This window comes from Citrobacter sp. Cb041 (genome assembly GCF_030336655.1).
In the GTDB taxonomy this organism is placed as follows: domain Bacteria; phylum Pseudomonadota; class Gammaproteobacteria; order Enterobacterales; family Enterobacteriaceae; genus Citrobacter; species Citrobacter braakii.
Map to the genome: position 1 here is coordinate 104901 of NZ_JAOWDD010000034.1, position 26175 is coordinate 131075.

Genomic DNA, 26175 nt, shown 5'->3' on the forward strand with positions numbered 1-26175 from the left:
GAGAAGATGAAAACGACGGAGAGTATTAAAGTCGTACCGGCGCGCTATCCCATGCGCACCGCAGGAGCAGTCATTGCCTTGTTTGTCCTGGCGGTGATTATCCAGTCCGTGGCGTTTAATCCGCGCTGGGAATGGGGCGTGTTTGCCCGTTGGTTCTTTGATCCGGTTATCTTGTCCGGCCTTGGGCAAACTCTGCTACTGACGCTTATCGGTACGCTGTTGAGTATTATCATCGGTGGTCTGCTGGCGCTGGCACGGCTTTCATCTTCCTGGCTGCTGAACGGTCTGGCATGGGGATACATCTGGCTGTTTCGTTCGTTACCGCTGATTGTGGTGCTCATCGTTTTGTACAACTTCTCCTATTTGTACGACACGCTGGCGATTGGTATTCCGTTTACTCCCATTCAATGGGGCAGTTTTGAGACCATCAATGTGCTCGGCCAGTTTTCCACCGCAGTGGTTGGCCTGACGCTGGTGCAAAGCGCCTATACTGCTGAAATTATTCGTGGTGGATTTTTAGGGGTTGATCACGGCCAGTACGAGGCAGCGGCAGCGCTGGGCTTACCCGCATGGCGACGTACGCTGCGGATTATTCTGCCGCAGGCGCTGCGCACCATTTTGCCTGCTGGCTTCAATGAAATCATCAGTCTGGCGAAAGGGACGGCGATGGTATACGTGCTGGCAATGCCAGAGCTGTTCTACACCATCCAGATGATCTACAACCGCACGCAGGAAGTGATCCCGCTGCTGATGGTGGGTGCGGTGTGGTATCTGGTGATCACCAGCGTCCTGTCGTTAATTCAGCATCTGGTCGAACGCGCGCTGGCCCGCAGCGAGCGACGTTCAGCAATCAATACCGCCCGGGTGAGCCGTGCAGAAAAACGCAACCGTCAACGTCCGCAGCAGGAGGCCGTCCATGTCCCACTCGCCTGAAGGCCATATTTCCATTACCGGCGTCAGCAAATACTTTGGTCGCCACAAAGCGCTGGATAATGTATCGCTGGAGATCCCTCCCGGAACGGTAACGGTTATTCTTGGCCCGTCCGGTTCAGGGAAATCCACACTCTTGCGGACGATCAACCATCTGGAGCGCGTCGATGAAGGGTTTATTCAAATCGATGGCGATTACATTGGTTATCGTCGGCAGGGAGACAAGCTGTATGAGCTGAAAGAGGCGGAAATTTTGCGCCAGCGCGTTAACGTCGGCTATGTGTTCCAGAATTTTAATCTGTTTCCGCACTTAACAGTGCTGGAGAATTTGATTGAAGCGCCCATTGCGCACGGTCTGGCATCGCGTAAAGCCGCCACCGAGCGGGCATTAACTCTGCTTGATGCCGTTGGCCTGCGTAATAAAGCCGATGCCTGGTCGCGTCATCTCTCCGGCGGTCAGCAGCAGCGTATCGCTATAGCCCGTGCGCTGGCGCTAAATCCACGCGTTATGCTGTTTGATGAACCCACTTCAGCGCTGGATCCTGAACTGGTAGGCGAAGTTCTGGATGTCATCAAAGCACTGGCGCAGTCGGGAACCACGCTGGTTGTGGTGACGCACGAGATTGGATTCGCCCGGGAAGTGGCGGATCAGGTGGTGTTTATGGTCGATGGCAAAATTGTCGAACAGGGCAGCAGCGAGCAGGTGCTGAATCATCCACGCCACACGCGCACCCAGCAGTTCTTGTCGAAAGTGCTGTGAACTTCAAGGGAAAGATAGGCAGGTCTGCATAGACTGACGAATGCTGCTCTACACTTAGGGTTTTAACTTTGGGGGTTGCAGCATGATTAGGGTCTATGGGGTGCCGGGCTGGGGATCGGCCATCAGTGAAGTGATGCTCACACTGGCGGAGATCCCTTACAGCTTTATTGATGTTGATGGTTTTGACCGCGACGGGCCTTCGCGGGAGTTGCTTAAAAAAATGAATCCGTTGTGCCAGGTGCCCACACTGATACTGGAAAATGGTAACGTGATGACGGAAACGGCGGCGATCGCCCTGATGATCCTCGATCGTTGTCCTGAACTTGCGCCACCCGTTGGGCACGCTGAGCGCCAGCAGTTTCAGCGTCTGTTGATATGGCTGGTGGCAAATGTCTATCCAACGTTTACCTATGCCGATTATCCACAACGCTGGGTACCAGACGCCGCGGCGCAGTTAAAAAAGAACTGTATTGAGTACCGCAAATCGCTTTATAGGTGGCTGAACGACCAGCTAATCGCTGAGCCGTACGCGTTCGGCGATCAGCTAACACTGCTGGACGTTTATATTGCCGTTATGCGCACCTGGGGGCCAGGGCATGACTGGTTTCAGGACAACACGCCCAATATCAGCGCCATCGCTGACGCGGTTTGCCAGCACCCGCGACTGCGTACTGTACTGAAAAATAATAAGATTATTTGAAAAAAAAACGCTGTTCCGCAGGAGTGCAAATCCCGGAACAGCGGGCGAACTATCGCCATAAGCTTACATTACGCGACGGACGGGCTCAGCGTAATACGATCCAGCGGCCCCACGATAAACAGATAAGAAATCAGGCCAATCAGCCCCATCGAACCGACGTACAGAATGGCGTAATCGAATGACTGGGTATTCGCCAGAATGACGCCGATCACCAGCGGCGTGATAATACTCGCCATATTGCCGCACATATTGAATACGCCGCCAGCAATGCCGAGCACTTCTTTTGGTGAAGTATCGCTAAGTACGCACCATCCCAGATTGCCAAAGCCTTTGGCGAAAAATGCCAGACTCATCGCCGCGATAACCACAAATTCTGACGAGGTGTAGTTAGCGATAACGATGACACAGGAAAGTAACATTCCGCAGATAACGGGTAGCTTACGAGCAACCGTCAGGCTGTAGCCGCGCTTTAATAGCCAGTCTGAAAAAACGCCCCCTAACAATCCACCGATAAAACCGGCAATAGCAGGAATACTGGCGACAAACCCCACTTTAAGGATCGACATTCCTTTAGCCTGATACAGATAGGTAGGAAACCAGGTCAGGAAGAACCAGGTGATTGACGTCACGCAGAACTGCCCGATGTAAACGCCAATCATCATGCGGTTGACGCAGACGCTTTTTATTTGCGCAAAGGTAATCTTCTGTGGCTCTTTTTTATTTCCCAGCGACGGTTCGCCACCGCCTTCCCGGATATAGTCAATTTCCTGCTGGTTTACCTTCGGATGATGCATAGGATCTCTGATTTTTACCAGCCAGAAGATGCCTAGAATAACGCCAATCGCCCCGATGTAATAAAAAACAAAGTGCCAGCTGAGATTATGCAAAATTATCGTCATTAACGGTGTAATTACCCCTAACGAGATATATTGCGCGGCCTGGTAAACTGAGGTGACAAAGCCTCGTTCATTATTAGGAAACCACTGTACGCTTAATCGGCTGTTGGCAGGAAAGGCCGGAGCCTCAATGGCACCCATCAGTAAACGTAAGATTATCAATACCACAAGTGGACTGGCATACAGATAAATGGTGCCCTGAAACATGGTCACCAGCGACCAGCCAATCAGGGCGCAGCCGTATACCAGACGAGAACCGTAGCGATCAAGTAGCCAGCCGCCAGGCAATTGCATAATGACATAAGAAATACCGAAGGCAGAAAAGGCCAGCCCCATTGCTTCGGGATCAAAACCTAATTCTTTGCTCATAATCGGAGCCACGACGGATAACGTCGCGCGATCGGCGTAATTAAATACGGTGGCAAGAAACAGAAATATCAAAATACCGTAACGCACTTTTGTGCGCTTTATTATTGTGTTCATCACCCACTCCTTTCATAAGGTTGAGAGCGTTTCTGTAGGGAAGAGGGCGGGTATTACTTACCCGCCAAATAAATTAAGGACGTTTACCAAACTCGCAGGTTAATTGCGTCCAGCGGCGCGTCTGCTCGCTGATGCTGAACCCCAGACCGTGACGGTCGGAAACCCACATCCGCCCATCGCGCAGCTCAAGCTGTTCATTAAATAACGGGTTCAGCCATTCGAAATGTTCCAACCATGGCTCAAGCGGGTAAGCGGCGGACAGATGCAGGTGAACTTCCATGGCAAAGTGCGGAGCCAGTTTGCGACCGTGTTTCGCCGCCAGGTCCATAATTTTCAGAAACGGTGAAATTCCCCCCACACGCGGTGCATCGGGCTGTACAAAATCACTGGCATTACCGAGGATCAACTGTTCATGTTCGCGGAAGCTGGTCAGCATTTCACCGGTAGCAATCGGGGTATCAAGCGCGGCGGCCAGTTGGGCGTGACCTTCCACATCATAGGCATCCAGCGGCTCTTCAATCCAGATCAGATTGAACTGCTCCATTTTTCGTCCCATACGAATGGCGGTTTCTCGATCCCACTGCTGATTGGCATCGACCATCAGCGGGAAGTCATCGCCCAGCGCTTCACGCACCGCGGTTAAGCGGCGAATATCCTCGGCGCAGTTTGGCTGACCAACCTTGAGTTTGATGCCGCCAATGCCGTTTTCACGGGAAATAACGACGTTTTTGAGCACCTGATCCAGCGGCGTATGCAGGAATCCGCCGGAGGTGTTGTAACACTGCACGGAGTCCCGGTGTGCACCCAATAGTTTTGCTAGCGGCAACCCTGCACGCTTGGCCTTCATATCCCACAAGGCGATATCGATAGGGGAGATAGCCTGAACCGCCATGCCGCTGCGCCCTACGGAAGCGCCAGCCCACAGTAGCTTGGTGTAGATCTTGTCGATATCGTTTGGATCTTCGCCTAACAGGTTATCGGCAATTTCTTTGGCATGAGCATAGATTCCCTGGCCGCCAGCCCGTTTGGAGTAACTAAATCCAACGCCTTCAAACCCGTCGCGACTGCGGATCTCCGCGATAATAATGGCGACTTCGGTTAGGGGTTTCTGGCGACCGGTCAGCACTTTGGCATCGCTCACGGGTGTTGCCAGAGGAAGGAAAGCCAGGGATAGCTTAACCCACTCGATACGGTCGCCGGTTTCAGCCGCGGTTTTTGCATTGGCTGATTTGGCATACGTTACGGCATCGGAATTCGCACTTAATGACATTTTAATCTCTCCTGGTGATAACAAATGATTGCGCTAACATTTTTAGTGTTAGCGCAATCATTGCGCCAGCGAATTGAATGCGTTTTGAACAATCGCTCACAAATACTGAGACAAAAGGGCAGTAACTTGTAAACAGCATCACATTCCAATACTTTATGGGTAAATGCACAAGTCATTATGATGGCGCTATCATTTCAGATGGCGCTAATTAACTAAGCTGCTGTTTTCTCAGCGTTATCGTAGAGGGGCGCTGGCAATAGCCGAAATCATGATGAATAATGCCAGGATAAATCAGCGATTTTTGACAAGGGCATCGACAGTGAAAAATCCCAGACCTCCGCGCGCACCCACGCTGGAAGATGTTGCCCGTACCGCGGGATTGTCGCCCATGACGGTGAGCAGGGCGTTGAATACCCCGCAACTGGTGCGCCCGAGAACAGTAGAAAAAGTGATGCAGGCGGTACGCGCCACCGGATATATTCCCAACGCGCTGGCCGGGGGGCTGGCGTCGCGTCGCAGTAAGCTTATTGCTGTGGTTGTCCCACAAATTAACAACAATATGTTTGTCGATACCATCCAGTCATTAAGCGATGAACTGGCTGAACGCGGGTACCACATCTTGCTCTGCGTGTCGGGTTATACGCCGCAAACAGAGGCTGAGCTGGTGGCGACGCTGCTTTCTCGTCGCCCGGATGGTGTAGTGCTCACCGGTATCCATCATACCGCCGAGCTGAAAAAGGTGATTCTTAATGCGGCCATCCCGGTCGTGGAAATATGGGATTTAACGCCAACGCCCATCGATATGCTGGTGGGGTTTTCGCATGAAAAAGTCGGGCAGGCGGTAGCAGACTATTTGCTGGAAAAAGGGTATCGCCGTCCTGGTTTACTATGGACCGCCGATCGCCGGGCAGGCCAGCGTAAACAAGGACTGTGCGATGCGCTGAGCCGTCATGGTATTGCGGCTGGTGCTCAGGTGGATGTCCCGCTTCCTGCCTCTCTGGCATTGGGGCGTAGCGGGTTGGCACAGCTATTGGCTGAACGCGCGTTTGATGTCATCGTCTGTAGCTCAGATACGTTAGCCCAGGGGGCGATCATGGAAGCCGAAAGCCGTGGTCTACGCGTGCCGCAGGAATTAGCGGTAATCGGTTTTGGCGATCTCGACTTTGCCGCCAGTAACCGACCTGCCATCACCACCGTCAGCGTCGACAGACGGGCTATTGGACAACGCGCCGCCTCTCTGCTTGCCGATCGTATCGAACAAATTCCGCGTGAAGACGATATTATTGATGTTGGATTTCACCTGGTGGAACGAGAATCCGCATAAGTTACCTGCATCCCAAAACAATAAGGAATCTGCTATGCCGCACGTCGATATCAAATGTTTTCCTCGCGACCTGAACAACGAACAAAAATCCGCGCTGGCGGCGGATATTACCGACGTCATTATTCGTCATTTGCAAAGCAAAGACAGTTCAGTGAGCGTGGCGCTTAATGAAATTGAGCCCGAGGCGTGGCAGGGCGTGTGGGATGCGGAGATTGCGCCGCAGATGGCCAGGTTGATTAAAAAACCCGGCTACAGCATGTAAGACAAAACGGGCGGATTTTCCGCCCGTTTTGTCGTGCCATTATTCAGCTGCTGTTATGAGTTTTCCACTGGAGACAAACGTTCCGGCCCCAAGGTGATGCAGGGTATTGAGCTTGCCATCATCAAACTGCCAGCGTCCTTCCACGAAGGCTCGCTCATCAGCGGCAGCCGAGACCACTTCACCAAACAGCGTGTCATATTTTTCCTGTGCCGCAGTGGCAGGCAACAGGCGACACTCCATCCAGGCCAGACATTTTGCTTCAATCAGCGGTAAACCCAGTACCGGTCCCTGCACCACGGGAATGCCGTAGCAGTTGAATTTATCTTCCACACGACCGGAAACGCTGCCTACGGCCCAGGTCCAGTTGGCGGCGGCAACGCCCGGAATAACGATGCCGAATTTGCCGCTACGTTCAATGAGCTCACGTGACCAGGCGGTCTTGTCGACAACAATCGCGATCCGCGGTGGTTCAAACTCCACGGGCATTGACCACGCGGCAGCCATCACATTTCGCCGCTCGGTATGCTCATCCCGGCTGGTGATTAATATCGTTGGGCCGTGATTTAGCAACCGACTGGCATGTTTTAATTCGATCGGACGAAAATGGCTCATGGATGCTCCTTGGCTGAGAGATAACACACCACAATAAACATAGATATTAACGGTATTAGCGATTTTGTCGCCTCGTCTGGAGGAACAACGCACAAAATCGACGGCGCAAAATTAAAAATGCGTTATAAGTACTGCATTAATTGAACAGGAACTCCGTATGACGCCTTTTTTAACCGCTTATTTTGCCCGTATTGGCTGGTCAGATTTGGCCAGGGTCAACATTGAAACCTTACGGGCGCTGCATTTACTGCACAACGCCGCCATACCTTTTGAAAACCTGGATGTATTGCTTCCAAGAGAGATGCAGCTTGACGATTTGTCATTGGAGGAGAAGCTGGTGACGGCGCGTCGCGGCGGCTATTGTTTTGAACAGAACGGAGTATTTGAGCGAGCGCTACGCGAAATCGGTTTTACCGTACGCAGTCTGCTCGGGCGTGTGGTACTGGCGAACCCGTCAAGTCTGCCACCACGCACGCATCGTCTGTTGCTGGTTGAGTTGCAGGGAGAGCAGTGGATCGCCGACGTTGGTTTCGGCGGGCAGACGCTGACGGCGCCGATTCGTCTGCAGGCGAATGTTGAGCAGAAGACACCACACGGCGAATATCGGCTGATTCAGGAAGGTGAAGACTGGATCCTACAGTTCTGTCATCACGAACACTGGCAATCAATGTACCGTTTCGACCTGGTCGTACAGCATCAGAGCGATTATCTGATAGGCAACTTCTGGTCCGCTCACTGGCCGCAATCACATTTTCGCCATCATTTGCTGATGTGTCGTCATCTGCCCGACGGCGGGAAATTAACGTTAACCAATTTTCATTTCACCCATTATCAGGATGGACACGCGGTAGAACAGATTAATCTGCCTGACGTCCCCAGCCTGTATGCCTTGTTGCAGGAGCGGTTTGGCCTGGGCGTGGATGACGTGAAGCATGGGTTTACCCAGGATGAGCTGGCGACGGTAATGGCGGCGTTTGATACGCATCCGGACGCGGGGAAATAGGGGCATCGGAATTAGTGCCGGATTGGCGTAATCGCCTTATCCGGCCTACGGGAACAATTAAAAATCTATCGCCCATTCTGCGTGAAACAGGATCACCGCCGAACCGGTAATGGTGACTTTTTCTGCCTGGTTATCACGGATAGTCACCGTCACATCAACAATACCGTCGCGCCCGAGCGCACGGCCCTGATGTCCCTGAACACGTAACGTTTTCCCATCATGCGCCATCAGCCCATGGTGAACCAACCACGCGCCCATTGGACCGTTGGCATTGCCGGTAACCGGGTCTTCCACAATCCCAATCGCAGGCGAAAACATGCGGCCATCGGTGGCGTTTTCGCCCGGGCGGATTTGAAAAGGAAAGAAGCCGTTACAGCCAATTTGTTGGCTGATGGCTGTCAGAGCCTGCAAATCAGGGGAAAGGGCGTCGAGGTCCACCTCGGGCTTAAGCGGAATCATCACTTTCGAATGCCCGGTGGTAGCAACCTGAATCGGCAAGCCTGCCAGCATATCGTCTTCGCTCAGGTGTAGGGCCTCGATAATCGCACTACGAATAGCCTCTTCCAGCGGAGGTTCAAATCCGGGTACGCCTTGTTCAAGGCTAATACGATAGCCATTCCCGGTAGCTTCGATATCCACCCGATGACGACCGGCCAGCGAGGTTTGCCAGACTGTACTGTTGCCCAAGCCAAGCACGTTTGCCCGCACATAATGTGCAGCGACGGTAGCATGCCCACAGATAGGAACTTCGACCGTCGGCGTGAAATAGCGGATGCGAACATCGCTGTCGTCGCTGGTCAGCAGGAAAGCGGTTTCCGAATGACGCAGCTCGCGAGCAATGAGTTGCATCTGCGCTTCGCTCAGTCCGTCAGCATGCAAAACCACGCCTGCTGAATTGCCGCGAAAGGGTACCGAGGTAAAGGCATCGACGTGGTAAACCTGTGGTTTCATTAACGTTCTCCCTGGAATGGAGAAGCATCATAACGTGCAAAATGCCGGATGGCGACGATCGCTATCTTATCCGGCCTACGGTGCCTGGTTGTAGGCCGGATAAGGCGTGTCGTCACCCGACATTTCAATGCGAATTTATCGGCGTGAACGCACTATTTGATAGCGGCGGGTAAAGTACTCAAACGGCGCACTCCACACGTGAACCAGGCGTGTGAACGGGAACAGCAGGAAGATAGTCATCCCCAGAACCAGATGCACACGGAAAATCAACGCCACGCCATCCAGATGCGCAGACGCGCCGCCCTGGAAGGTCACCACCGACTGCGCCCAACCTACCAGTTTCAGCATTTCACTGCCGTCGGGATGCTGCGCAGAGAATGGGATGGTGGTTAAGCCGAGGATACACTGAATCAGCAGAACGCAGAGGATCAGGATATCGGCAGTGGAGGAGGTTGCACGAATGCGCGGATTGGTCAAACGACGTACCAGCAAGCCAGCGCCACCGACCAGCGTCAGCACGCCACAGAGCCCACCGGCGATCATCGCCATCTGCTGCTTCACCGCAATCGGCAGGAACCAGGCATACATCCAGTGCGGGGTTAACATGCCAAACAGGTGCCCGAAAAAGATCCCCAGAATGCCGATGTGGAACAGGTTTGACCATAACACCATGCCGCGTTTGTCCAGCATCTGGCTGGAAGAGGCCCGCCAGGTGTATTGCCCGTAGTCATAGCGTAGCCAACTGCCGAGGATAAACACCGTGCCACAGAGGTACGGGTAGATATCGTAAAAAAAGACGTTCAGGTACTGTATCATTTCGGGCCTCCCGCGCTGACGTCGACATACTGAGGTGCCACGTCCTGGCTAAAGCGTCGTTGATAGTTTTGTAACGGTGAACTGTCACAGGCGGTGGCGTTATCCTCGATAAACTTCACCTGTTCCTCTTCCCAGACGGCATCCAGCGCTTGTCGGGTATCGTCGCGGGTTTCCGTGCCAACCTGTTTAGTGACACTGTCACTTGAAAGAGGGCTTCCGGCAAGCAGTAGCAGGGCGTCAAACAGTTGATACCACGGCGTATCACGCTGTTTCAAACGCCCCCCCAGCAGCGCCAGAATTGGTGCGACGTTCTGCAATCCTTCTTTGGCCTCCGCTTCCGGCAACACGCTTAAGTACTCCAGATACAGCGGCAGATGATCCGGCAGTTCGCGACAGTCGAGCTGCAGTCCGACCTTTTCGTACTGCGCCAACAGATCAACCATCGCCTGGCCCCGATCGCGAGACTCGGCGTGCACGTGCTCAAACAGCAGCAGAGAGGTGGCCCGGCCCCGGTCAAATATCTCACACCATTCGGCTTGTTTATCCAGTAATGGCGCATTGAGCAGCCCCTGGCTAAATTCGGTAAGCATTGGGGCATCGCTGGCCACAAGCGCCAGCGCCTCGTCTTTACACTCCCACAGCAACTCGTCGGGATATTCCATCAACAGGCCGATAACCTTCAGGATTTGCATTATTCACCCTCCGCTTTATCGCGCACTTCGGTGATGTCGATGGCGTCAATACGACTGCTGTTAAACAGGTTGAATTTGGTATCTGAACCATGGCAGCCGTCGCCAAAGGTAAATCCGCAACCGTTTTTTTCCGGGAACGCATCACGCGCCATTTCACGGTGGCTGGTCGGGATCACGAAGCGGTCTTCATAGTTGGCGATGGCCAGATAGCGATACATCTCTTCAACCTGCTCAACGGTCAGACCCACTTCCTCAATCGCGCGGGTGTCCGTAACGCCTTCTACGGTTTGCGAACGCATATAATGGCGCATGGCCATCATTCGTTTTAGCGCCCGCAGTACCGGACCGGTATCGCCCGCGCTAAGCATGTTGGCAAGGTACTGAACCGGAATTCGCAGTGATTCAACCGCTGGCAGAATGTTGCCATTGTGCGGCAGTCCCCCCGCGTCAGCGACCGACTGAATCGGCGACAACGGCGGTACATACCAGACCATCGGCAGGGTGCGGTATTCCGGGTGCAGCGGCAGCGCCAGCTTCCAGTCCATCGCCATCTTGTAAACGGGCGAACGTTGGGCCGCTTCGATGACGTTGTGCGGAATACCTTGTTTTAACGCCTCTTCAATGACCGCCGGGTCGTGTGGATTGAGGAACACATCGCACTGACGCTCGTAGAGATCGGTCTCATGCTCGGTGCTGGCTGCTTCTTCGATGCGGTCGGCGTCGTACAGCAATACGCCAAGATAGCGGATGCGTCCCACGCAGGTTTCCGAACATACCGTCGGCTGGCCCGACTCAATACGCGGGTAGCAGAAAATGCACTTCTCTGATTTACCGCTCTTCCAGTTAAAGTAGATTTTTTTGTACGGACAACCGCTGATGCACAAGCGCCAGCCGCGACATTTATCCTGGTCGATCAACACGATGCCGTCTTCTTCGCGCTTATAGATGGCACCGCTCGGGCAGGTGGCGACACAGCTTGGGTTCAGGCAGTGTTCGCACAAGCGCGGTAAATACATCATGAAGGTGTTTTCGAATTGCCCGTACATCTCCTTTTGCATTTTCTCAAAGTTACGGTCGCGGGCACGTTTTGAGAACTCACCGCCGAGCAACTCTTCCCAGTTAGGACCCCAGATAATCTTGTCCATCCGCTTGCCATCTATCAGCGAACGCGGACGTGCGGTAGGCTGATTCTTGCTTTCCGGCGCGCTATGCAGATGCTGATAATCGTAGGTAAAGGGTTCGTAATAATCATCGATTTGCGGGATCACCGGGTTAGCAAAAATTTTGGTGATAACGCCCATCTTGCCGCCCAGGCGCGGCCTTATCTTACCGTTAACATCGCGAACCCAGCCGCCTTGCCACTCTTCCTGATCTTCCCAGTTTTTCGGATAACCAATGCCTGGCTTGGTCTCAACGTTGTTAAACCACGCATATTCCATCCCTTCACGTCCGGTCCAGACGTTTTTACAGGTGACGGAGCAGGTGTGGCAGCCGATGCACTTATCCAGATTAAGAACCATGCCTACCTGTGAGCGTATTTTCATTTTTTCGCCTCCTGTACCTGATCGCGACCTTCATCATCCAGCCAGTTAATATTTTTCATTTTTCTAATCATGATGAACTCATCGCGGTTAGAGCCGACTGTGCCGTAATAGTTGAAGCTGTATGCCAGTTGCGCATAGCCGCCGATCATGTGCGTGGGTTTCGGGCAGACGCGGGTGACTGAGTTATGGATCCCGCCGCGCATACCAGTGACTTCCGAGCCAGGGATATTCATGATTCGCTCCTGAGCGTGATACATCATGGTCATTCCCGGCGGCACGCGCTGACTCACCACAGCCCGCGCGGTGAGCGCGCCGTTGGCGTTAAAGGCTTCAATCCAGTCGTTATCCTCAATGCCCAGCTCTTTAGCATCGGTCTCACTGATCCAGACAATGGGGCCGCCGCGCGACAGCGTCAGCATCAGCAGGTTTTCGCTGTAGGTAGAGTGGATCCCCCATTTCTGATGCGGAGTCAGGAAGTTGAGCGCTTTTTCCGGGAAGCCGTTAGGCGGAACTTCGCGCATATTGCTGACGCTACGGGTATCGATAGGCGGACGATATGCCACCAGACTTTCACCAAAGGCTCGCATCCACGCGTGATCCTGGTACAACTGTTGGCGACCGGACAGGGTACGCCACGGGATCAGCTCGTGGACGTTGGTATAGCCTGCGTTATAGGAGACATGTTCACTTTCCAGCCCGGACCAGGTGGGGCTGGAGATGATTTTGCGCGGCTGCGCCTGAATATCGCGAAAACGGATTTTCTCGTCTTCTTTGTTCAACGCCAGATGCGTATGGTCGCGTCCGGTCATCGCTCCCAGCGCTTCCCAGGCTTTCACCGCCACCTGACCGTTCGTTTCCGGTGCCAGGGCGAGGATCACCTCAGACGCGTCCAGCGCGGTGTCTATCAGTGGTCGGCCTTTCGCCGGACCTTCGCGTTTGGTGTAGTTCAGCTTGCCGAGGAAATCGACCTCCGTCTGGGTATTCCACGTAATACCTTTCCCGCCGTTACCGAGCTTGTCCATTAGCGGACCGAGCGAAGTGAAGCGTTCGTAGGTGGCGGGATAGTCACGTTCCACGACGGCAATATTGGGCGCCGTTTTCCCCGGGAGGAGATCGCATTCGCCTTTACGCCAGTCCTGAATGTCAAACGGCTGCGCCAGCTCTGCCGGGGAGTCGTGTTGCAGCGGTTGCAATACCACATCCGTTTCTTGCCCAAGGTGCCCGACGCAAACCTCAGAGAAGACTTTGGCGATGCCTTTATAAATTTCCCAGTCGCTCTTCGATTCCCACGCAGGATCGACCGCCGCCGACAGCGGGTGAATAAACGGATGCATATCCGAGGTGTTCATATCGTCTTTTTCATACCAGGTGGCGGTCGGCAAAACGACATCGGAGAACAGGCAGGTACTCGACATACGGAAATCGAGCGTTACCAGCAGATCAAGCTTGCCCTCTATCGCCGCGGACTGCCATTCCACCTCTTCAGGTTTAATACCTTCGCTTGAACCGAGCGCTTCCCCCTGGATCCCGCTTTCGGTACCCAGCAGATACTTGAGCATGTATTCATGCCCTTTACCGGAGGAGCCGAGCAGGTTAGAGCGCCAGACGAAGAGATTACGCGGATGGTTGTTACCACTATCCGGCTGCTCGCAGGCAAAACGAATTTCACCCGATTTCAGCGCCTGTGCAGTGTATTGTGCAGGCGACACTCCCGCTTGTTCTGCCTTTGCTTTGACGGTCAGAGGGTTGAGGTTGAGCTGCGGCGCGGACGGCAGCCAGCCCATTCTTTCTGCCCGCACGTTAAAGTCGATCAAATGTCCGCTAAACTTCGACGCGTCAGCCAGCGGAGAGAGGAGTTCCTGAGCGGTGAGTTTTTCATAACGCCACTGGCTGGAGTGATTGTAGAAAAACGAGGTGCTGTTCATCTGACGCGGCGGGCGGTTCCAGTCCAGCGCAAAGGCCAGCGGCAACCAACCGGTTTGCGGACGCAGTTTCTCCTGACCCACATAGTGCGCCCAGCCGCCGCCGCTTTGTCCCACACAACCGCAGAACACGAGGATGTTAATCATTCCACGGTAGTTCATATCCATGTGATACCAGTGGTTGACGCCAGCCCCGAGGATAATCATCGAACGGCCATGGGTTTTGTGCGCCGTATCGGCAAACTCACGGGCGATTTGTTCGATATGACGGCGAGGGACTCCAGTAATTTGCTCTCCCCAGGCCGGGGTGTAGGCTTTCACTTCGCTGTAATCTTGCGCGCTATGAGCGTCATCCAGACCGCGGTCGAGGCCGTAATTCGCCAGCACCAGATCATAGACGCTTACCACCGGGCAACGGCTGCCGTCGGCGAGGGTAAGATGTTTTACCGGCAGTTGACGAATCAGCACGGGTTCCTGTTTCACGCTGCGAAAATGTGGGTTTTCGTTGCCGCCGAAGTAGGGGAATGCCACGCCGGTCACTTCATCATGCTGACCAAGCAACGAGAGGGAAAGTTCTGTTTCAGCGCCAGCCGCCAGTGGCTCCAGGTTCCATTTACCTTTCTCGCCCCAGCGAAAACCGATAGACCCGTTCGGGACCACCAGTTCGCCAGCAGTGTTAACGGCCACGGTTTTCCACTCCGGATTGTTACTTTCGCCCAGACCATCGACAAGGTCTGAGGCGCGCATCATGCGCCCTGGCACGTAGCTGCCATCTTCCCGGGCATCCAGCAAAACCAGCATCGGCATATCGGTATAGCGACGACAGTAATTGATGAAGTAATCGCTTGGATTGTCGAGGTGGAATTCTTTCAGAATCACGTGGCCCATCGCCATCGCCAACGCGCTGTCTGTCCCTTGCTTGGGGGCCAGCCACTGGTCGCACAGTTTGGCGACTTCCGAGTAATCCGGCGTAATGGCAATCGTCTTGGTGCCTTTGTAGCGTACTTCAGTAAAAAAGTGCGCATCCGGGGTACGGGTCTGCGGCACGTTTGACCCCCAGGCGATGATATAGCTGGAGTTATACCAGTCGGCGGATTCTGGAACATCGGTCTGTTCGCCCCAGGTCATCGGTGATGCAGGCGGTAAATCGCAGTACCAGTCATAGAAGCTCAGGCAGGTTCCGCCCAGTAGCGAAAGATAACGTGTGCCTGCGGCATAGGAGACCATCGACATAGCAGGGATCGGGGAGAACCCGGCCACGCGATCCGGGCCATAGGTTTTCACCGTCCAGACGTTGGCGGCGGCAATGAGCTGATTAAGCTCTTTCCAGTTGGAACGGATAAAACCACCGCGCCCGCGTACCTGCTTGTAGCTCTGGCATTTTTGCGGGTCGTTCATAATGGATTCCCAGGCCAGCACCGGATCGGGCTGGCGGGACAGGGCGTCGCGCCACAGTTCGATCAGACGTTTACGCACCAGGGGATATTTCAGACGGTTGGCGCTGTAAAGATACCAGGAGTAGCTGGCACCGCGCGGGCAGCCACGGGGTTCATGATTTGGCAGGTCAGGGCGGGTACGCGGGTAGTCGGTTTGCTGCGTTTCCCAGGTCACCAGTCCGTTTTTGACGTAGATTTTCCAACTGCATGAGCCGGTACAGTTAACGCCGTGGGTAGAACGCACAATTTTGTCGAACTGCCAGCGCTGACGATAGCTGTCTTCCCAGTCCCGGTTGGTGTGCATCACTTGCCCGTGCCCATCGGCAAACGTATCGCCCTTTTGTTTAAAGTAGCGAAAGCGATCGAACAGTTTACTCATGACATAACTCCTGCTTTGAGAATATTGCCGACGGTGAATCGAACGGTAGGCCGGATGGCGGTTAACGCCTTATCCGGCCTATCGAACTGTCCGATCCTGCGGTATCCATTTTGTTATTTTTTTTGTGATTTACGGCCATAGACCAGCCAGGTCACCAGCACGCAGACGATGTAAAACACGAGGAATATTTTCATTGCGCCCACCGGAGAGCCAGTCAGCGCCAGCGATGAACCAAATGCTTTGGGGATGAAAAAGCCCCCCACAGCGCCAATAGCAGAGATGAATCCCAGGGCGGCAGCGGTATCGGTTACCGCCTCACGTTGGGCCTGTTCTTCAGTACCACCGTGCAGCTTCACCCGGTATATGGTGATTTTGCGAAAGATCACCGCGATCATCTGGAAGGTTGAGCCGCTTCCCAGACCTGCAGTCAGGAACAAGCCCATAAACACCAGGTAGAAGGCGACAAAGTTTCCTTCGCCTGACCCTGGCAGGGTGAGGAACAGCAGGGCGCTAAACAACGCCATAAAGATGAAGTTAATTAACGTGACGCGCACACCACCGAATTTGTCAGAGATCACCCCACCTGCCGATCGCGCAAGAGCACCGATGAAGGGGCCGAAGAACGCCAGTTGCAGGATATTCACGTCCGGGAACTGAGTTTTCGCCAGCATGGCAAAGCCTGCCGAAAAGCCGATAAATGAACCGAAAGTGGCGAGATACAGCAGGCTTAATAACCACAGATGAAAACGTTTGAGGACCGGCAACTGGGAAGCAATTGAGGCCTTCGAACTGGCAATATCGTTCATTCCCATGCCTGCTGCTAAGGTGGCTATCAGCAGTAACGGAACCCAAATCCATGCGGCATTGGCCAGCGACAATAACGAGCCGTCGGCTTGCGGTACGCCCTGTACGCCCAAAAAGGTAAAGATAGGCAGAAAGATCACCAGCGGCGCGATCAACTGCATCACGCTGACGCCAAGGTTGCCGAGACCACCGTTAACGCCTAATGCGCTGCCTTGTTTCGCTTTGGGGAAGAAAAAGCTGATATTACCCATGCTGGAGGCAAAGTTTGCGCCAGCAAAACCGCACATCAGCGCAATGATAATAAATACGCCAAACGGAGTAGCGTTATTTTGCACGGCAAAACCCAGCCAGACGCAGGGAATAACCAGAATAATCGTGCTAAAAATGGTCCACCGGCGCCCACCAAATATAGGTACCATAAAGGAGTAGGGAACGCGCAATATTGCGCCAGAAAGAGAAGGCAATGCCGTTAATAAAAACAGTTGGTCAGTAGTGAAATTAAAACCAATTTTATTCAGATTGACGGCCACGGCGCTGAACAACATCCAGACGCAGAACGCCAGCAACAGACAACTTACTGATATCCAGAGGTTTCTGCGTGCAATATGCTTACCTTTGTTTTCCCAAAAGGCAGGGTTCTCCGGTTTCCAGTCAGTTAAAAGATAACGATTATTTTTCTCATTTGATGCTGACATATTATTCTCCATGCCCATGCCGTTCATGAAAAAGAAATAAACGCACACAGCGCCGCGCGAGTTCTTTTTAGAAACTATTGAAAAGTTTTGGGAATATTGACTGAAAGAATAGATAAAAAAGTGCAATAACGCGGCGTGATGAGGGAATTACATGTTGCTTAAGTGTTACCAATTGTAAAAATAAAAGATGTATTATTAATTCATCTATAACATCAATTAACTAACTCTAACGTAATCATACGATCCAAATGGCGTTCGAATGCAGGGTCGGCCATTTCCTCAATGCCTAAGACATAGATGCCATCCAGGCCGCAAACCAATGCGATTAAGCGCCAGGCCACCTCGGCCGCATCCGGTATTGCTGAAAATTCACCTGCACTCTGTCCTTGAGTGATGATAGCGGCGGTTTCTTCATGCCACATCCGCATGGTTAGCAGGTAGGCGCTTTTGATTTCCGGATCTTTATCCGCCAGGACCTGCGCTTCACGCCACAGTTTAATGTAGGGTTCGAACCCGCCATCTTCGCTGCCCAACATAGCATGCAGTCGTTCGCGGAAGCTGGCGTTATCACTGACCTGTTCGGCATCCAGAAGGGTCCGTATCAGTTGCACAAAAGCGAGGGATTTTAACTCACCCGCAGAGGTAAAGTGATGGTGTACCTGCCCGGTGGACACCTGAGCTTCCGTGGCAATACGCCGCACCGTCATAGCAGTAAATCCTTCCTCAAGCGCGACACGCATGGCCGCTTGCAGAATAACTTCCCGACGTTCGTCCCGATTCAGATAGCTCATCTTTCCTCCTGTACCCGTATAGCACGCAGTCTAACAAAAAGTTGGACATACGTTCAAATTTCCGTAGGATCGCTAAAGCTGGACACGTGTCCAGTTTCAGTTTCGTTAGGGAGTTTTATGTTTCGTCAGTGGTTAACGTTAGTCATTATTGTACTGGTCTACATCCCTGTTGCGATTGATGCAACGGTGCTGCACGTTGCCGCGCCCACGCTGAGTATGACGCTGGGTGCCAGTGGTAACGAGCTGCTGTGGATCATTGATATTTATTCTCTGGTAATGGCCGGAATGGTATTGCCAATGGGCGCGCTGGGCGATCGTATTGGCTTTAAACGTCTGCTGCTGTTAGGGGGCGGAGTATTTGGTCTCGCATCGCTGGCCGCTGCCTTTGCCCATAGCGCGGGTTGGCTGATTGCCACCCGGGCTGTATTGGCGATTGGGGCAGCGATGATTGTTCCGGCAACGCTTGCGGGTATTCGCGCCACATTCGCTGAGCAACGGCATCGCAATATGGCGCTTGGTGTCTGGGCTGCCGTAGGTTCCGGCGGTGCGGCATTTGGCCCACTGGTTGGTGGGATGCTGCTGGAGCACTTCTACTGGGGATCCGTATTCTTAATTAATGTACCGATTGTCCTGGTGGTAATGGCCTTAACCGCACGCTTAGTGCCGCGCCAGGCCGGACGTCGCGATCAGTCGTTAAATTTCGGTCATGCGATAATGCTGATTGTCGCCATTCTGCTGCTGGTTTACAGCGCTAAAACCGCGCTGAAAGGGCATACGGCGACCGCTGCCATTGCGTTGACGCTGTTAACCGGCGCGTTACTGTTGTGGCAGTTTGTCCGCATCCAGCTCGCTGCTTCCCGCCCGATGATTGATATGCGGCTGTTCACGCATCGTATCATCTTAAGCGGCGTTGTGATGGCGATGACCGCCATGATAACTCTGGTGGGTTTCGAGTTACTGATGGCTCAGGAGCTACAGTTTGTTCATGGTTTAACACCGTATCAGGCGGGACTGTTTATGCTGCCGGTGATGCTGGCAAGCGGCTTCAGCGGCCCCATTGCCGGTATGCTGGTGTCACGCCTGGGATTACGTTGTGTGGCAACGGCGGGTATGGCGCTTAGCGCCGTCAGTTTTTACGGCCTGGCGATGACGGATTTCAGTACTCAGCAGATTCAAGCCTGGATATTAATGGCTTTGCTCGGTTTCAGCGCCGCCAGTGCGCTGCTGGCCTCAACGGCGGCTATCATGGCGGCAGCCCCGGCAGAAAAAGCCGCAGCCGCGGGCGCCATTGAGACAATGGCTTATGAACTGGGGGCCGGGCTTGGGATCGCTATCTTTGGTTTGTTGTTGAGCCGCAGCTTTTCAGCCTCGATTCTGCCGCCTGTCGGACTTAATCCACAGGAGATAGAACGAGCCTCATCGTCAATGGGGGAGGCGGTGCAACTGGCGCACTCGCTCCCGTCGTCGCTGAGTGAGGCGTTGCTGTCGGCTGCTAAAGAAGCCTTTACCTGGTCGCACAGCGTGGCCTTAAGCAGCGCCGGCAGCATGCTTATCGTATTAGCGGTAGGAATGTGGTTCAGTCTGGCAAAGGTACAGCGTCAATAACTAATGGGCTAAATGACAGGGGTAATCCATCTCTTCGACTTCTTTCCCACTCAGTCGAGCGTATTGCCCCGTCAGCCTCCAGAACGCAGGCTGTGTTTCCGTATAGATCTCTGCCGCTAAAACCAGGCGGCGGCGATCCACCTCATTCAGTTCCAGCAGCGTCCACGGCACAAAATAACGATCGCTGCCCGTTAGGGTAAACCACAGCGGGCACCCGCAACCGGAACAGAAGAAACGTTCACCACGATTTGAAGAAGGGAAGTGCGAAGGTTCTGCTGAATCTGGCGACATCAGCGGCTGAGCGCTGGCTTCCAGATACATAGCGATGCCACCTGACCACTTCTGGCACAGCGTACAATGACAGGCATAGACATCCAGCATTTCGACGTCGACGGTAAAATGACTCTGCCCGCAAAGACAACGACCAGTGAATGTCTGCACGGCATACTCCTTATGACCGAGTCTACATTAAGAGAAAAAGCCAGCCCTGGAAGGACTGGCTTTGTATTCAGACTACAACAAAATTAGAACTGGTAGTTCAGACCAACAGCAACGATGTTGTCAGTGCTTACACCGGCAGCTCTTGTGAAGTTGTTGGCATCCAGCAGGTTGATTTTGTAATCAACGAAGGTGGACATGTTTTTGTTGAAGTAGTAGGTCGCGCCCAGGTCTACGTATTCAACCAGATCCTGGTCGCCGTAACCGTTGATGTCTTTACCTTTAGACTTCAGGTAAGCAACGGACGGACGCAGACCGAAGTCGAACTGGTACTGAGCAACAGCTTCAAAGTTCTGTGCTTTATTTGCAATACCGATGATCTCAGTACCTTTAACAGTACCACCAAAGGTAGTCATGTTACGGGTTTCGGAGTAGGTGGTTGCCAGGTAGATGTTGTTCGCATCATATTTCAGGCCAGCAGCCCAAATTTCAGCGTTCTTACCGTCAGCTTTGAACTGACCGCTGTGGTTGTTCTGGGAGTCAGTACGGTCAGATTTCGCATAGGTTGCACCTACGCCGAAGCCATCGTACTCATAGGTAGTAGACAGACCGAAGCCGTCGCCATTAGCTTCTTTGTCGGCGCTACGATCGTTTTTACCCTGGTACTGCAGGGCAAAGTTCAGACCTTCAACCAGACCGAAGAAGTCGGTGTTACGGTAGGTTGCAACGCCAGTAGTACGACCAGTCATGAAGACGTCAGTCTGGGTCCAGGTATCGCCACCGAACTCTGGCAGAACGTCGGTCCATGCGCCGATGTCGTAAGCTACGCCGTAGTTACGACCGTAGTCGAAAGAACCGTATTCAGCGAATTTCAGGCCAGCGAATGCCAGACGGGTTTTATCTTTGTCGGAACCCTGATCTTCAGAACGGTTGCCTTTGAATTCATATTCCCACTGACCGAAACCAACCAGTTGGTCGTTGATCTGAGTTTCGCCTTTGAAGCCCAGACGCGCGTAAGTTTTGTCGCCATCGCTGCTGGTATCGTTAGAGAAGTAGTGTTGAGCGTGAACTTTACCGTACAGGTCCAGTTTGTTTGCGTCTTTGTTATATACCTCAGCTGCGTTTACCGCACCTGCCGCCAACAGGCTAGTCACTGCCACTGCAACTAATTTAAGTTTCATTCTAAATAATCCTTATAATTATTTCTTGGTGTGTTTCCTAAACCATTGCTAAACGAAGGGGTTCGTCAATGGCAAACCATTTTTAAATGACGCAGTGGTATAAGTTCAATAATAAGTTTCATAATATTGCGAAATATTTGAAGTTGTGTGATCCAGATCTACATAATATAGCTGATTGCATTAATCTTAATATGTGACAGATCGGAATGGGTATATTTACACGGGGAACTATTGTGCAGGCTATGATTTAAATGGCGTTAGTTTCGCAGGTGTAATATATACATGTGAAGAGATATAGATGACCGAGTAATACTTTCGGGTGTTAATTAATTTCCATATATTTAACATTTAATTAAACAAATATAAACATAAACCGCAGTGGAATGAACAATTATTATTCATTAAATTGTCTAAAGTATAGCCGGATTTTATTTGTTTGTGATAAAACCCGACTTTTTTTCAGGCACGGCGCGTTGCCAGCCAGCAAAGCAGAGACCCCGCGCAGACCATCAGCGCTCCTTGCCAGAAGGATAGTGACAGCGGGGCGCTGAGCAACACCGCCGCCAGCGCAGAGGAGAGCACTGGAGTAAAATAAGACCCGACGGCCATAACGGTCACGTTGCCATGCAAAATGCCAATATTCCACGCGGCATAGGCAAATCCTAACGTTAATGCTGCCGTGAACATTTTAATCGTCACCGAAGTGCTAAAAACCATTTCCGGTTGAGGCGTAATTAAATAGTAAATCCACAAACTTGCCGCCGTTAGTAAAACGAACACGGTGATGCCGTTAAAACCTTTTGCATATTTATTGGTCACCGTGCAATACGTTGCCCAGATAAAAGCGCCGAGAAAGGCGAGGAAATAGCTAAGCGGACTGCTGGCAACATTACTGATAATTTCTCCAGGATTGAGGCCGTTTTCGCCCCCCAACACCCAACAAACCCCGGTCAATGCGATGATTAATCCGGGAATCACTAACCAGGTTGTTTTTTGGCCATTAAATAAGATGGCGAATAATATTGTCAGACTTGGCCAGAGATAATTGACCATACCCACTTCAATAGCCTGGTGACGAGTGGCGGCATAGCCGAGGGCCAGCGCTAAGCATATTTCATAGCTAACAAAAAGCACGCTACCGGCGATTAAATATCGCACAGGAATTTTTCTGATATTTGGGAAGCCGACGGTAAATATCAGCAACAGGCCGCTTAATGTAAAAATCATCGCCGCGCCGCCTGCCGGCCCCAGTCCTTCGCTTACCCCACGAATAAGCCCGACCATCGTGCTCCAGAGCACGATGGCAATAAGCCCAATTAACGTTGCTTTTTGTTTTGTCATGCTGATTGTCTGTCCATGGTACTGGCAAAAATTAAGCTGAAATGTATAGCACCTTTACACTGTAGCGCGCTAATTAATTCCCTTTTGTCTACTCCCTTATGGGTACAAAGGTTAAGCGAAGTGCACTATTTAGTAGCGGAACCGTTTCGTTATTGATTTGACGCAAAAAAAATATGGATATAGCTGATAGTTTCGTCGCGAAGTTGTACATGTCATCTTTCAATCATGCCGCGCTGGCGCAATTTGAGAGATTTCCTGTACGAATCCCTGCAAAAAAGAGGAAAGCAATGGACGTCAGCCGCAGACAATTTTTTAAAATCTGCGCGGGCGGTATGGCGGGAACAACAGTAGCCGCTCTGGGTTTTGCACCCAAAATGGCACTGGCTCAGGCGCGAAACTATAAGCTGTTGCGCGCCAAAGAGATCCGAAACACCTGCACATACTGTTCCGTAGGTTGCGGGCTATTAATGTATAGCCTGGGAGATGGAGCAAAAAACGCCAAAGAGTCGATTTACCATATTGAAGGGGATCCGGATCATCCGGTGAGCCGTGGGGCATTATGCCCTAAGGGCGCAGGATTACTGGACTACGTGCACAGTGAAAACCGTCTGCGTTACCCGGAATATCGCGCTCCAGGCTCCGACAAATGGCAGCGTATCAGCTGGGATGAGGCTTTCACCCGTATCGCGAAGCTGATGAAAACTGACCGCGACGCCAACTTTATTGAGAAGAATGAGCAGGGCGTAACGGTAAACCGCTGGCTTTCTACCGGGATGCTGTGTGCATCTGCGGCAAGTAATGAAACCGGCATGCTGACGCAAAAATTTGTGCGCTCACTCGGCATGCTGGCAGTAGACAACCAGGCGCGCGTCTGACACGGACCAACGGTAGCAAGTCTTGCTCCAACATTTGGTCGCGGTGCGATGACCAACCACTGGGTTGATATTAAAAACGCCAACGTCGTGATGGTGATGGGCGGTAACGCCGCTGAAGCACATCCGGTGGGATTCCGCTGGGCGATGGAAGCTAAAAACAACAATGATGCCACGCTAATTGTTGTTGACCCCCGTTTTACACGTACAGCCTCGGTAGCGGATATTTACGCGCCAATTCGTTCCGGCACGGACATTACGTTCCTGTCCGGCGTCTTGCTGTATCTGATTGAAAACAACAAAATCAACGCTGAATACGTTAAGCATTACACCAACGCCAGCCTGCTGGTGCGGGATGATTTTGCTTTTGAAGACGGCCTGTTCAGCGGTTACGACGCGAAAAAACGCCAATACGATAAATCGTCCTGGAACTACCAGTTCGATGAAAACGGCTACGCGAAACGCGATGAAACGTTAAGCCATCCTCGCTGTGTCTGGAATCTGCTAAAACAGCACGTTTCCCGCTACACGCCGGATGTGGTGGAAAACATCTGCGGTACGCCAAAAGAAGACTTCCTGAAAGTTTGCGAAGTGCTGGCTTCTACCAGCGCAGCGGATCGCACCACCACGTTCCTGTATGCACTGGGCTGGACACAGCATACCGTCGGGGCGCAGAACATCCGTACCATGGCCATGATCCAGTTGCTGCTCGGCAACATGGGGATGGCAGGTGGTGGGGTCAACGCTTTACGCGGTCACTCCAACATTCAGGGTTTAACCGACTTAGGGCTGCTCTCTACCAGTCTGCCAGGCTACCTGACGCTGCCGTCAGAGAAACAGGCCGATCTGCAAACCTATCTGGCCGCTAACACGCCAAAAGCGACGTTGGCCGATCAGGTGAACTACTGGGGCAACTACCCGAAATTCTTCGTCAGCCTGATGAAATCTTTCTACGGCAATGCGGCGCAGAAAGAAAACGACTGGGGCTTTGAGTGGCTGCCGAAGTGGGATCAGTCCTACGACGTCATCAAATACTTCAACATGATGGATAGCGGGAAAGTCACCGGCTACATCTGTCAGGGCTTTAACCCGGTCGCGTCCTTCCCGGACAAAAACAAAGTGGTGCAGTGCCTGAGCAAACTGAAGTATCTGGTGATTATCGATCCGCTGGTGACTGAAACCTCAACGTTCTGGCAGAACCACGGCGAATCAAACGACGTTGATCCGGCTTCTATTCAGACCGAAGTCTTTCGCTTGCCATCCACCTGCTTTGCGGAAGAGGACGGCTCCATCGCCAACTCCGGTCGCTGGCTGCAGTGGCACTGGAAAGGTCAGGATGCCCCGGGTGAAGCCCGCAACGACGGCGAAATTCTGGCAGGTATTTATCACCGTCTGCGCGACATGTATCGCACTGAAGGTGGTAAAGCCGTTGAACCCGTGCTGAAAATGAGCTGGAACTATAAGCAGCCGGATGAACCGCACTCCGAGGAAGTGGCAAAAGAGAACAACGGCTATGCGCTGGAAGACCTCTATGATGCCAACGGTGTGCTGGTTGCGAAGAAAGGCCAGTTACTCAGCAGCTTTGCGCTTCTGCGCGATGATGGTTCTACGTCATCGTCCTGCTGGATTTATACCGGTAGCTGGACCGAGCAGGGCAACCAGATGGCCAATCGCGATAACGCCGACCCGTCAGGTCTCGGTAATACGCTGGGCTGGGCCTGGGCATGGCCGTTAAACCGTCGCGTGTTGTATAACCGCGCTTCGGCGGACCCGCAAGGTAAACCATGGGATCCAAAACGCATGCTGATCCAGTGGAACGGCACGAAGTGGACGGGGAACGATATCCCGGACTTCAACACCGCAGCACCGGGCAGTGGCACCAATCCGTTTATTATGCAGCCGGAAGGGCTGGGCCGTCTGTTCGCTATCGATAAGATGGCGGAAGGTCCGTTCCCGGAACACTACGAGCCGATGGAAACGCCGCTGGGTACGAACCCGCTGCATCCGAACGTGATCTCCAACCCGGCAGCGCGTCTGTACGAAGCGGATAAGTTACGCATGGGCACGAAACAGGACTTCCCGTATGTCGGAACGACCTATCGTCTGACCGAACATTTCCATACCTGGACCAAGCACGCATTGCTGAATGCGATTGCCCAGCCAGAGCAGTTTGTGGAAATCAGCGAAACGCTGGCGGCAGCGAAGGGGATCTCCAACGGCGATCACGTCAAAGTTAGCAGCAAGCGTGGATTTATTCGCGCAGTTGCCGTGGTTACCCGTCGTCTGCGTACTCTGCACGTCAACGGTCAGCAGGTTGAAACGGTTGGGATCCCGATCCACTGGGGCTTTGAAGGAGTCGCGCGTAAAGGCTATATCGCCAACACCCTGACGCCGAATGTCGGTGATGCAAACTCGCAAACGCCGGAATACAAAGCGTTTTTAGTTAACATCGAGAAGGCGTAAGGGAG

21 protein-coding genes are annotated in these 26175 nt (G+C 52.8%); 8 read left to right on the forward strand and 13 right to left on the reverse strand.

Annotation, left to right across the window (positions count from 1 at the left end; genetic code table 11):
- Positions 1-6 precede the first annotated feature (6 nt).
- The 3 genes from OGV52_RS08190 (at position 7) to OGV52_RS08200 (ending at position 2390) form a co-directional block, all read left to right on the forward strand.
- Positions 7-933, forward strand: a complete 927-nt coding sequence (locus OGV52_RS08190) for an amino acid ABC transporter permease (protein ID WP_016153130.1) — start codon at positions 7-9, stop codon at positions 931-933.
- A complete protein-coding gene (locus OGV52_RS08195) occupies positions 917-1690 on the forward strand; it encodes an amino acid ABC transporter ATP-binding protein (protein ID WP_016153129.1) in 774 nt (257 codons plus the stop codon). Before OGV52_RS08190 ends, OGV52_RS08195 begins: the two co-directional genes overlap by 17 nt.
- Before the next feature lie 82 nt (positions 1691-1772).
- Positions 1773-2390, forward strand: coding sequence for a glutathione S-transferase family protein (locus OGV52_RS08200; RefSeq protein ID WP_200052212.1), 618 nt, complete (start codon positions 1773-1775; stop codon positions 2388-2390).
- Positions 2391-2458: 68 nt separating this feature from the next.
- Here OGV52_RS08200 and OGV52_RS08205 read toward each other — a convergent pair whose 3' ends face one another.
- Both OGV52_RS08205 and OGV52_RS08210 read right to left on the reverse strand, forming a co-directional pair.
- Positions 2459-3769, reverse strand: a complete 1311-nt coding sequence (locus tag OGV52_RS08205) for an MFS transporter (RefSeq protein WP_016153127.1) — start codon at positions 3767-3769, stop codon at positions 2459-2461.
- A 73-nt stretch (positions 3770-3842) separates the two neighbouring features.
- The gene (locus tag OGV52_RS08210) at positions 3843-5039 is read right to left on the reverse strand and encodes an L-talarate/galactarate dehydratase (protein WP_016153126.1); all 1197 of its coding nucleotides are present in this window, start codon (positions 5037-5039) and stop codon (positions 3843-3845) included.
- 271 nt (positions 5040-5310) lie between these two features.
- Here OGV52_RS08210 and OGV52_RS08215 point away from each other — a divergent pair, with 271 nt between their 5' ends.
- Both OGV52_RS08215 and pptA read left to right on the forward strand, forming a co-directional pair.
- Entirely contained in the window at positions 5311-6363 is a 1053-nt protein-coding gene (locus OGV52_RS08215; RefSeq protein ID WP_233628821.1) for a LacI family DNA-binding transcriptional regulator, read from the forward strand.
- 34 nt (positions 6364-6397) lie between these two features.
- On the forward strand, positions 6398-6625 hold the full coding sequence (pptA, locus tag OGV52_RS08220) for a tautomerase PptA (RefSeq protein ID WP_047498636.1): 228 nt from the start codon (positions 6398-6400) through the stop codon (positions 6623-6625).
- 39 nt (positions 6626-6664) lie between these two features.
- On the opposite strand, the gene OGV52_RS08225 is transcribed toward pptA, so the two are convergent.
- Positions 6665-7237: a flavin reductase family protein gene (locus OGV52_RS08225; protein ID WP_016156553.1), complete on the reverse strand. Its 573-nt coding sequence runs from the start codon at positions 7235-7237 to the stop codon at positions 6665-6667.
- Between the two features lie 157 nt (positions 7238-7394).
- Between OGV52_RS08225 and nhoA the strand changes: the two genes are divergently transcribed.
- Entirely contained in the window at positions 7395-8240 is an 846-nt protein-coding gene (gene nhoA, locus OGV52_RS08230; RefSeq protein WP_131379334.1) for an N-hydroxyarylamine O-acetyltransferase, read from the forward strand.
- Positions 8241-8297: 57 nt separating this feature from the next.
- On the opposite strand, the gene OGV52_RS08235 is transcribed toward nhoA, so the two are convergent.
- The 7 genes from OGV52_RS08235 to OGV52_RS08265 all read right to left on the reverse strand — a co-directional run bounded on the left by OGV52_RS08235 (position 8298) and on the right by OGV52_RS08265 (position 18270).
- Positions 8298-9191 carry a PhzF family isomerase gene (locus OGV52_RS08235; protein ID WP_200052211.1) on the reverse strand — a complete coding sequence of 298 codons (894 nt, stop codon included), beginning with the start codon at positions 9189-9191 and terminating at the stop codon, positions 8298-8300.
- Positions 9192-9326: 135 nt separating this feature from the next.
- The gene (narI, locus tag OGV52_RS08240; protein ID WP_003833047.1) at positions 9327-10007 is read right to left on the reverse strand and encodes a respiratory nitrate reductase subunit gamma; all 681 of its coding nucleotides are present in this window, start codon (positions 10005-10007) and stop codon (positions 9327-9329) included.
- On the reverse strand, positions 10004-10699 hold the full coding sequence (gene narW / locus OGV52_RS08245; protein ID WP_016153117.1) for a nitrate reductase molybdenum cofactor assembly chaperone: 696 nt from the start codon (positions 10697-10699) through the stop codon (positions 10004-10006). The genes narI and narW overlap by 4 nt, the downstream gene beginning before the upstream one ends.
- Positions 10699-12243, reverse strand: a complete 1545-nt coding sequence (narH, locus tag OGV52_RS08250) for a nitrate reductase subunit beta (RefSeq protein ID WP_016156550.1) — start codon at positions 12241-12243, stop codon at positions 10699-10701. The genes narW and narH overlap by 1 nt, the downstream gene beginning before the upstream one ends.
- Positions 12240-15980, reverse strand: coding sequence for a nitrate reductase subunit alpha (locus tag OGV52_RS08255; RefSeq protein ID WP_049282382.1), 3741 nt, complete (start codon positions 15978-15980; stop codon positions 12240-12242). Before OGV52_RS08255 ends, narH begins: the two co-directional genes overlap by 4 nt.
- Positions 15981-16093: 113 nt before the next feature.
- Positions 16094-17479, reverse strand: coding sequence for a NarK family nitrate/nitrite MFS transporter (locus OGV52_RS08260; protein ID WP_047358146.1), 1386 nt, complete (start codon positions 17477-17479; stop codon positions 16094-16096).
- A 212-nt stretch (positions 17480-17691) separates the two neighbouring features.
- Positions 17692-18270 carry a TetR family transcriptional regulator gene (locus tag OGV52_RS08265; RefSeq protein WP_016153113.1) on the reverse strand — a complete coding sequence of 193 codons (579 nt, stop codon included), beginning with the start codon at positions 18268-18270 and terminating at the stop codon, positions 17692-17694.
- Between the two features lie 117 nt (positions 18271-18387).
- On the opposite strand from OGV52_RS08265, the gene OGV52_RS08270 reads away from it, so the two are divergent.
- The gene (locus tag OGV52_RS08270; protein ID WP_046276366.1) at positions 18388-19875 is read left to right on the forward strand and encodes an MFS transporter; all 1488 of its coding nucleotides are present in this window, start codon (positions 18388-18390) and stop codon (positions 19873-19875) included.
- On the opposite strand, the gene OGV52_RS08275 is transcribed toward OGV52_RS08270, so the two are convergent.
- From OGV52_RS08275 to yddG, 3 genes are all read right to left on the reverse strand, one after another.
- Positions 19876-20316, reverse strand: coding sequence for a GFA family protein (locus OGV52_RS08275; protein WP_016153111.1), 441 nt, complete (start codon positions 20314-20316; stop codon positions 19876-19878). It lies immediately after the preceding gene.
- An 83-nt stretch (positions 20317-20399) separates the two neighbouring features.
- On the reverse strand, positions 20400-21494 hold the full coding sequence (ompD, locus tag OGV52_RS08280) for a porin OmpD (RefSeq protein ID WP_131345781.1): 1095 nt from the start codon (positions 21492-21494) through the stop codon (positions 20400-20402).
- A 459-nt stretch (positions 21495-21953) separates the two neighbouring features.
- Positions 21954-22835, reverse strand: coding sequence for an aromatic amino acid efflux DMT transporter YddG (gene yddG, locus OGV52_RS08285; RefSeq protein ID WP_047498654.1), 882 nt, complete (start codon positions 22833-22835; stop codon positions 21954-21956).
- A 287-nt stretch (positions 22836-23122) separates the two neighbouring features.
- Here yddG and fdnG point away from each other — a divergent pair, with 287 nt between their 5' ends.
- Entirely contained in the window at positions 23123-26170 is a 3048-nt protein-coding gene (gene fdnG / locus OGV52_RS08290) for a formate dehydrogenase-N subunit alpha (RefSeq protein WP_094169740.1), read from the forward strand.
- Positions 26171-26175 lie beyond the last annotated feature (5 nt).

What these genes read in the sequence shown, in the direction of transcription:
- OGV52_RS08190 (WP_016153130.1), top strand. Translation starts at nt 7, where the DNA reads ATGAAAACGACGGAGAGTATTAAAGTCGTACCGGCGCGCTATCCCATG.
- OGV52_RS08195 (WP_016153129.1), top strand. Translation starts at nt 917, where the DNA reads ATGTCCCACTCGCCTGAAGGCCATATTTCCATTACCGGCGTCAGCAAA.
- OGV52_RS08200 (WP_200052212.1), top strand. Translation starts at nt 1,773, where the DNA reads ATGATTAGGGTCTATGGGGTGCCGGGCTGGGGATCGGCCATCAGTGAA.
- OGV52_RS08205 (WP_016153127.1), bottom strand. Translation starts at nt 3,769, where the DNA reads ATGAACACAATAATAAAGCGCACAAAAGTGCGTTACGGTATTTTGATA.
- OGV52_RS08210 (WP_016153126.1), bottom strand. Translation starts at nt 5,039, where the DNA reads ATGTCATTAAGTGCGAATTCCGATGCCGTAACGTATGCCAAATCAGCC.
- OGV52_RS08215 (WP_233628821.1), top strand. Translation starts at nt 5,311, where the DNA reads ATGAATAATGCCAGGATAAATCAGCGATTTTTGACAAGGGCATCGACA.
- pptA (WP_047498636.1), top strand. Translation starts at nt 6,398, where the DNA reads ATGCCGCACGTCGATATCAAATGTTTTCCTCGCGACCTGAACAACGAA.
- OGV52_RS08225 (WP_016156553.1), bottom strand. Translation starts at nt 7,237, where the DNA reads ATGAGCCATTTTCGTCCGATCGAATTAAAACATGCCAGTCGGTTGCTA.
- nhoA (WP_131379334.1), top strand. Translation starts at nt 7,395, where the DNA reads ATGACGCCTTTTTTAACCGCTTATTTTGCCCGTATTGGCTGGTCAGAT.
- OGV52_RS08235 (WP_200052211.1), bottom strand. Translation starts at nt 9,191, where the DNA reads ATGAAACCACAGGTTTACCACGTCGATGCCTTTACCTCGGTACCCTTT.
- narI (WP_003833047.1), bottom strand. Translation starts at nt 10,007, where the DNA reads ATGATACAGTACCTGAACGTCTTTTTTTACGATATCTACCCGTACCTC.
- narW (WP_016153117.1), bottom strand. Translation starts at nt 10,699, where the DNA reads ATGCAAATCCTGAAGGTTATCGGCCTGTTGATGGAATATCCCGACGAG.
- narH (WP_016156550.1), bottom strand. Translation starts at nt 12,243, where the DNA reads ATGAAAATACGCTCACAGGTAGGCATGGTTCTTAATCTGGATAAGTGC.
- OGV52_RS08255 (WP_049282382.1), bottom strand. Translation starts at nt 15,980, where the DNA reads ATGAGTAAACTGTTCGATCGCTTTCGCTACTTTAAACAAAAGGGCGAT.
- OGV52_RS08260 (WP_047358146.1), bottom strand. Translation starts at nt 17,479, where the DNA reads ATGTCAGCATCAAATGAGAAAAATAATCGTTATCTTTTAACTGACTGG.
- OGV52_RS08265 (WP_016153113.1), bottom strand. Translation starts at nt 18,270, where the DNA reads ATGAGCTATCTGAATCGGGACGAACGTCGGGAAGTTATTCTGCAAGCG.
- OGV52_RS08270 (WP_046276366.1), top strand. Translation starts at nt 18,388, where the DNA reads ATGTTTCGTCAGTGGTTAACGTTAGTCATTATTGTACTGGTCTACATC.
- ompD (WP_131345781.1), bottom strand. Translation starts at nt 21,494, where the DNA reads ATGAAACTTAAATTAGTTGCAGTGGCAGTGACTAGCCTGTTGGCGGCA.
- yddG (WP_047498654.1), bottom strand. Translation starts at nt 22,835, where the DNA reads ATGACAAAACAAAAAGCAACGTTAATTGGGCTTATTGCCATCGTGCTC.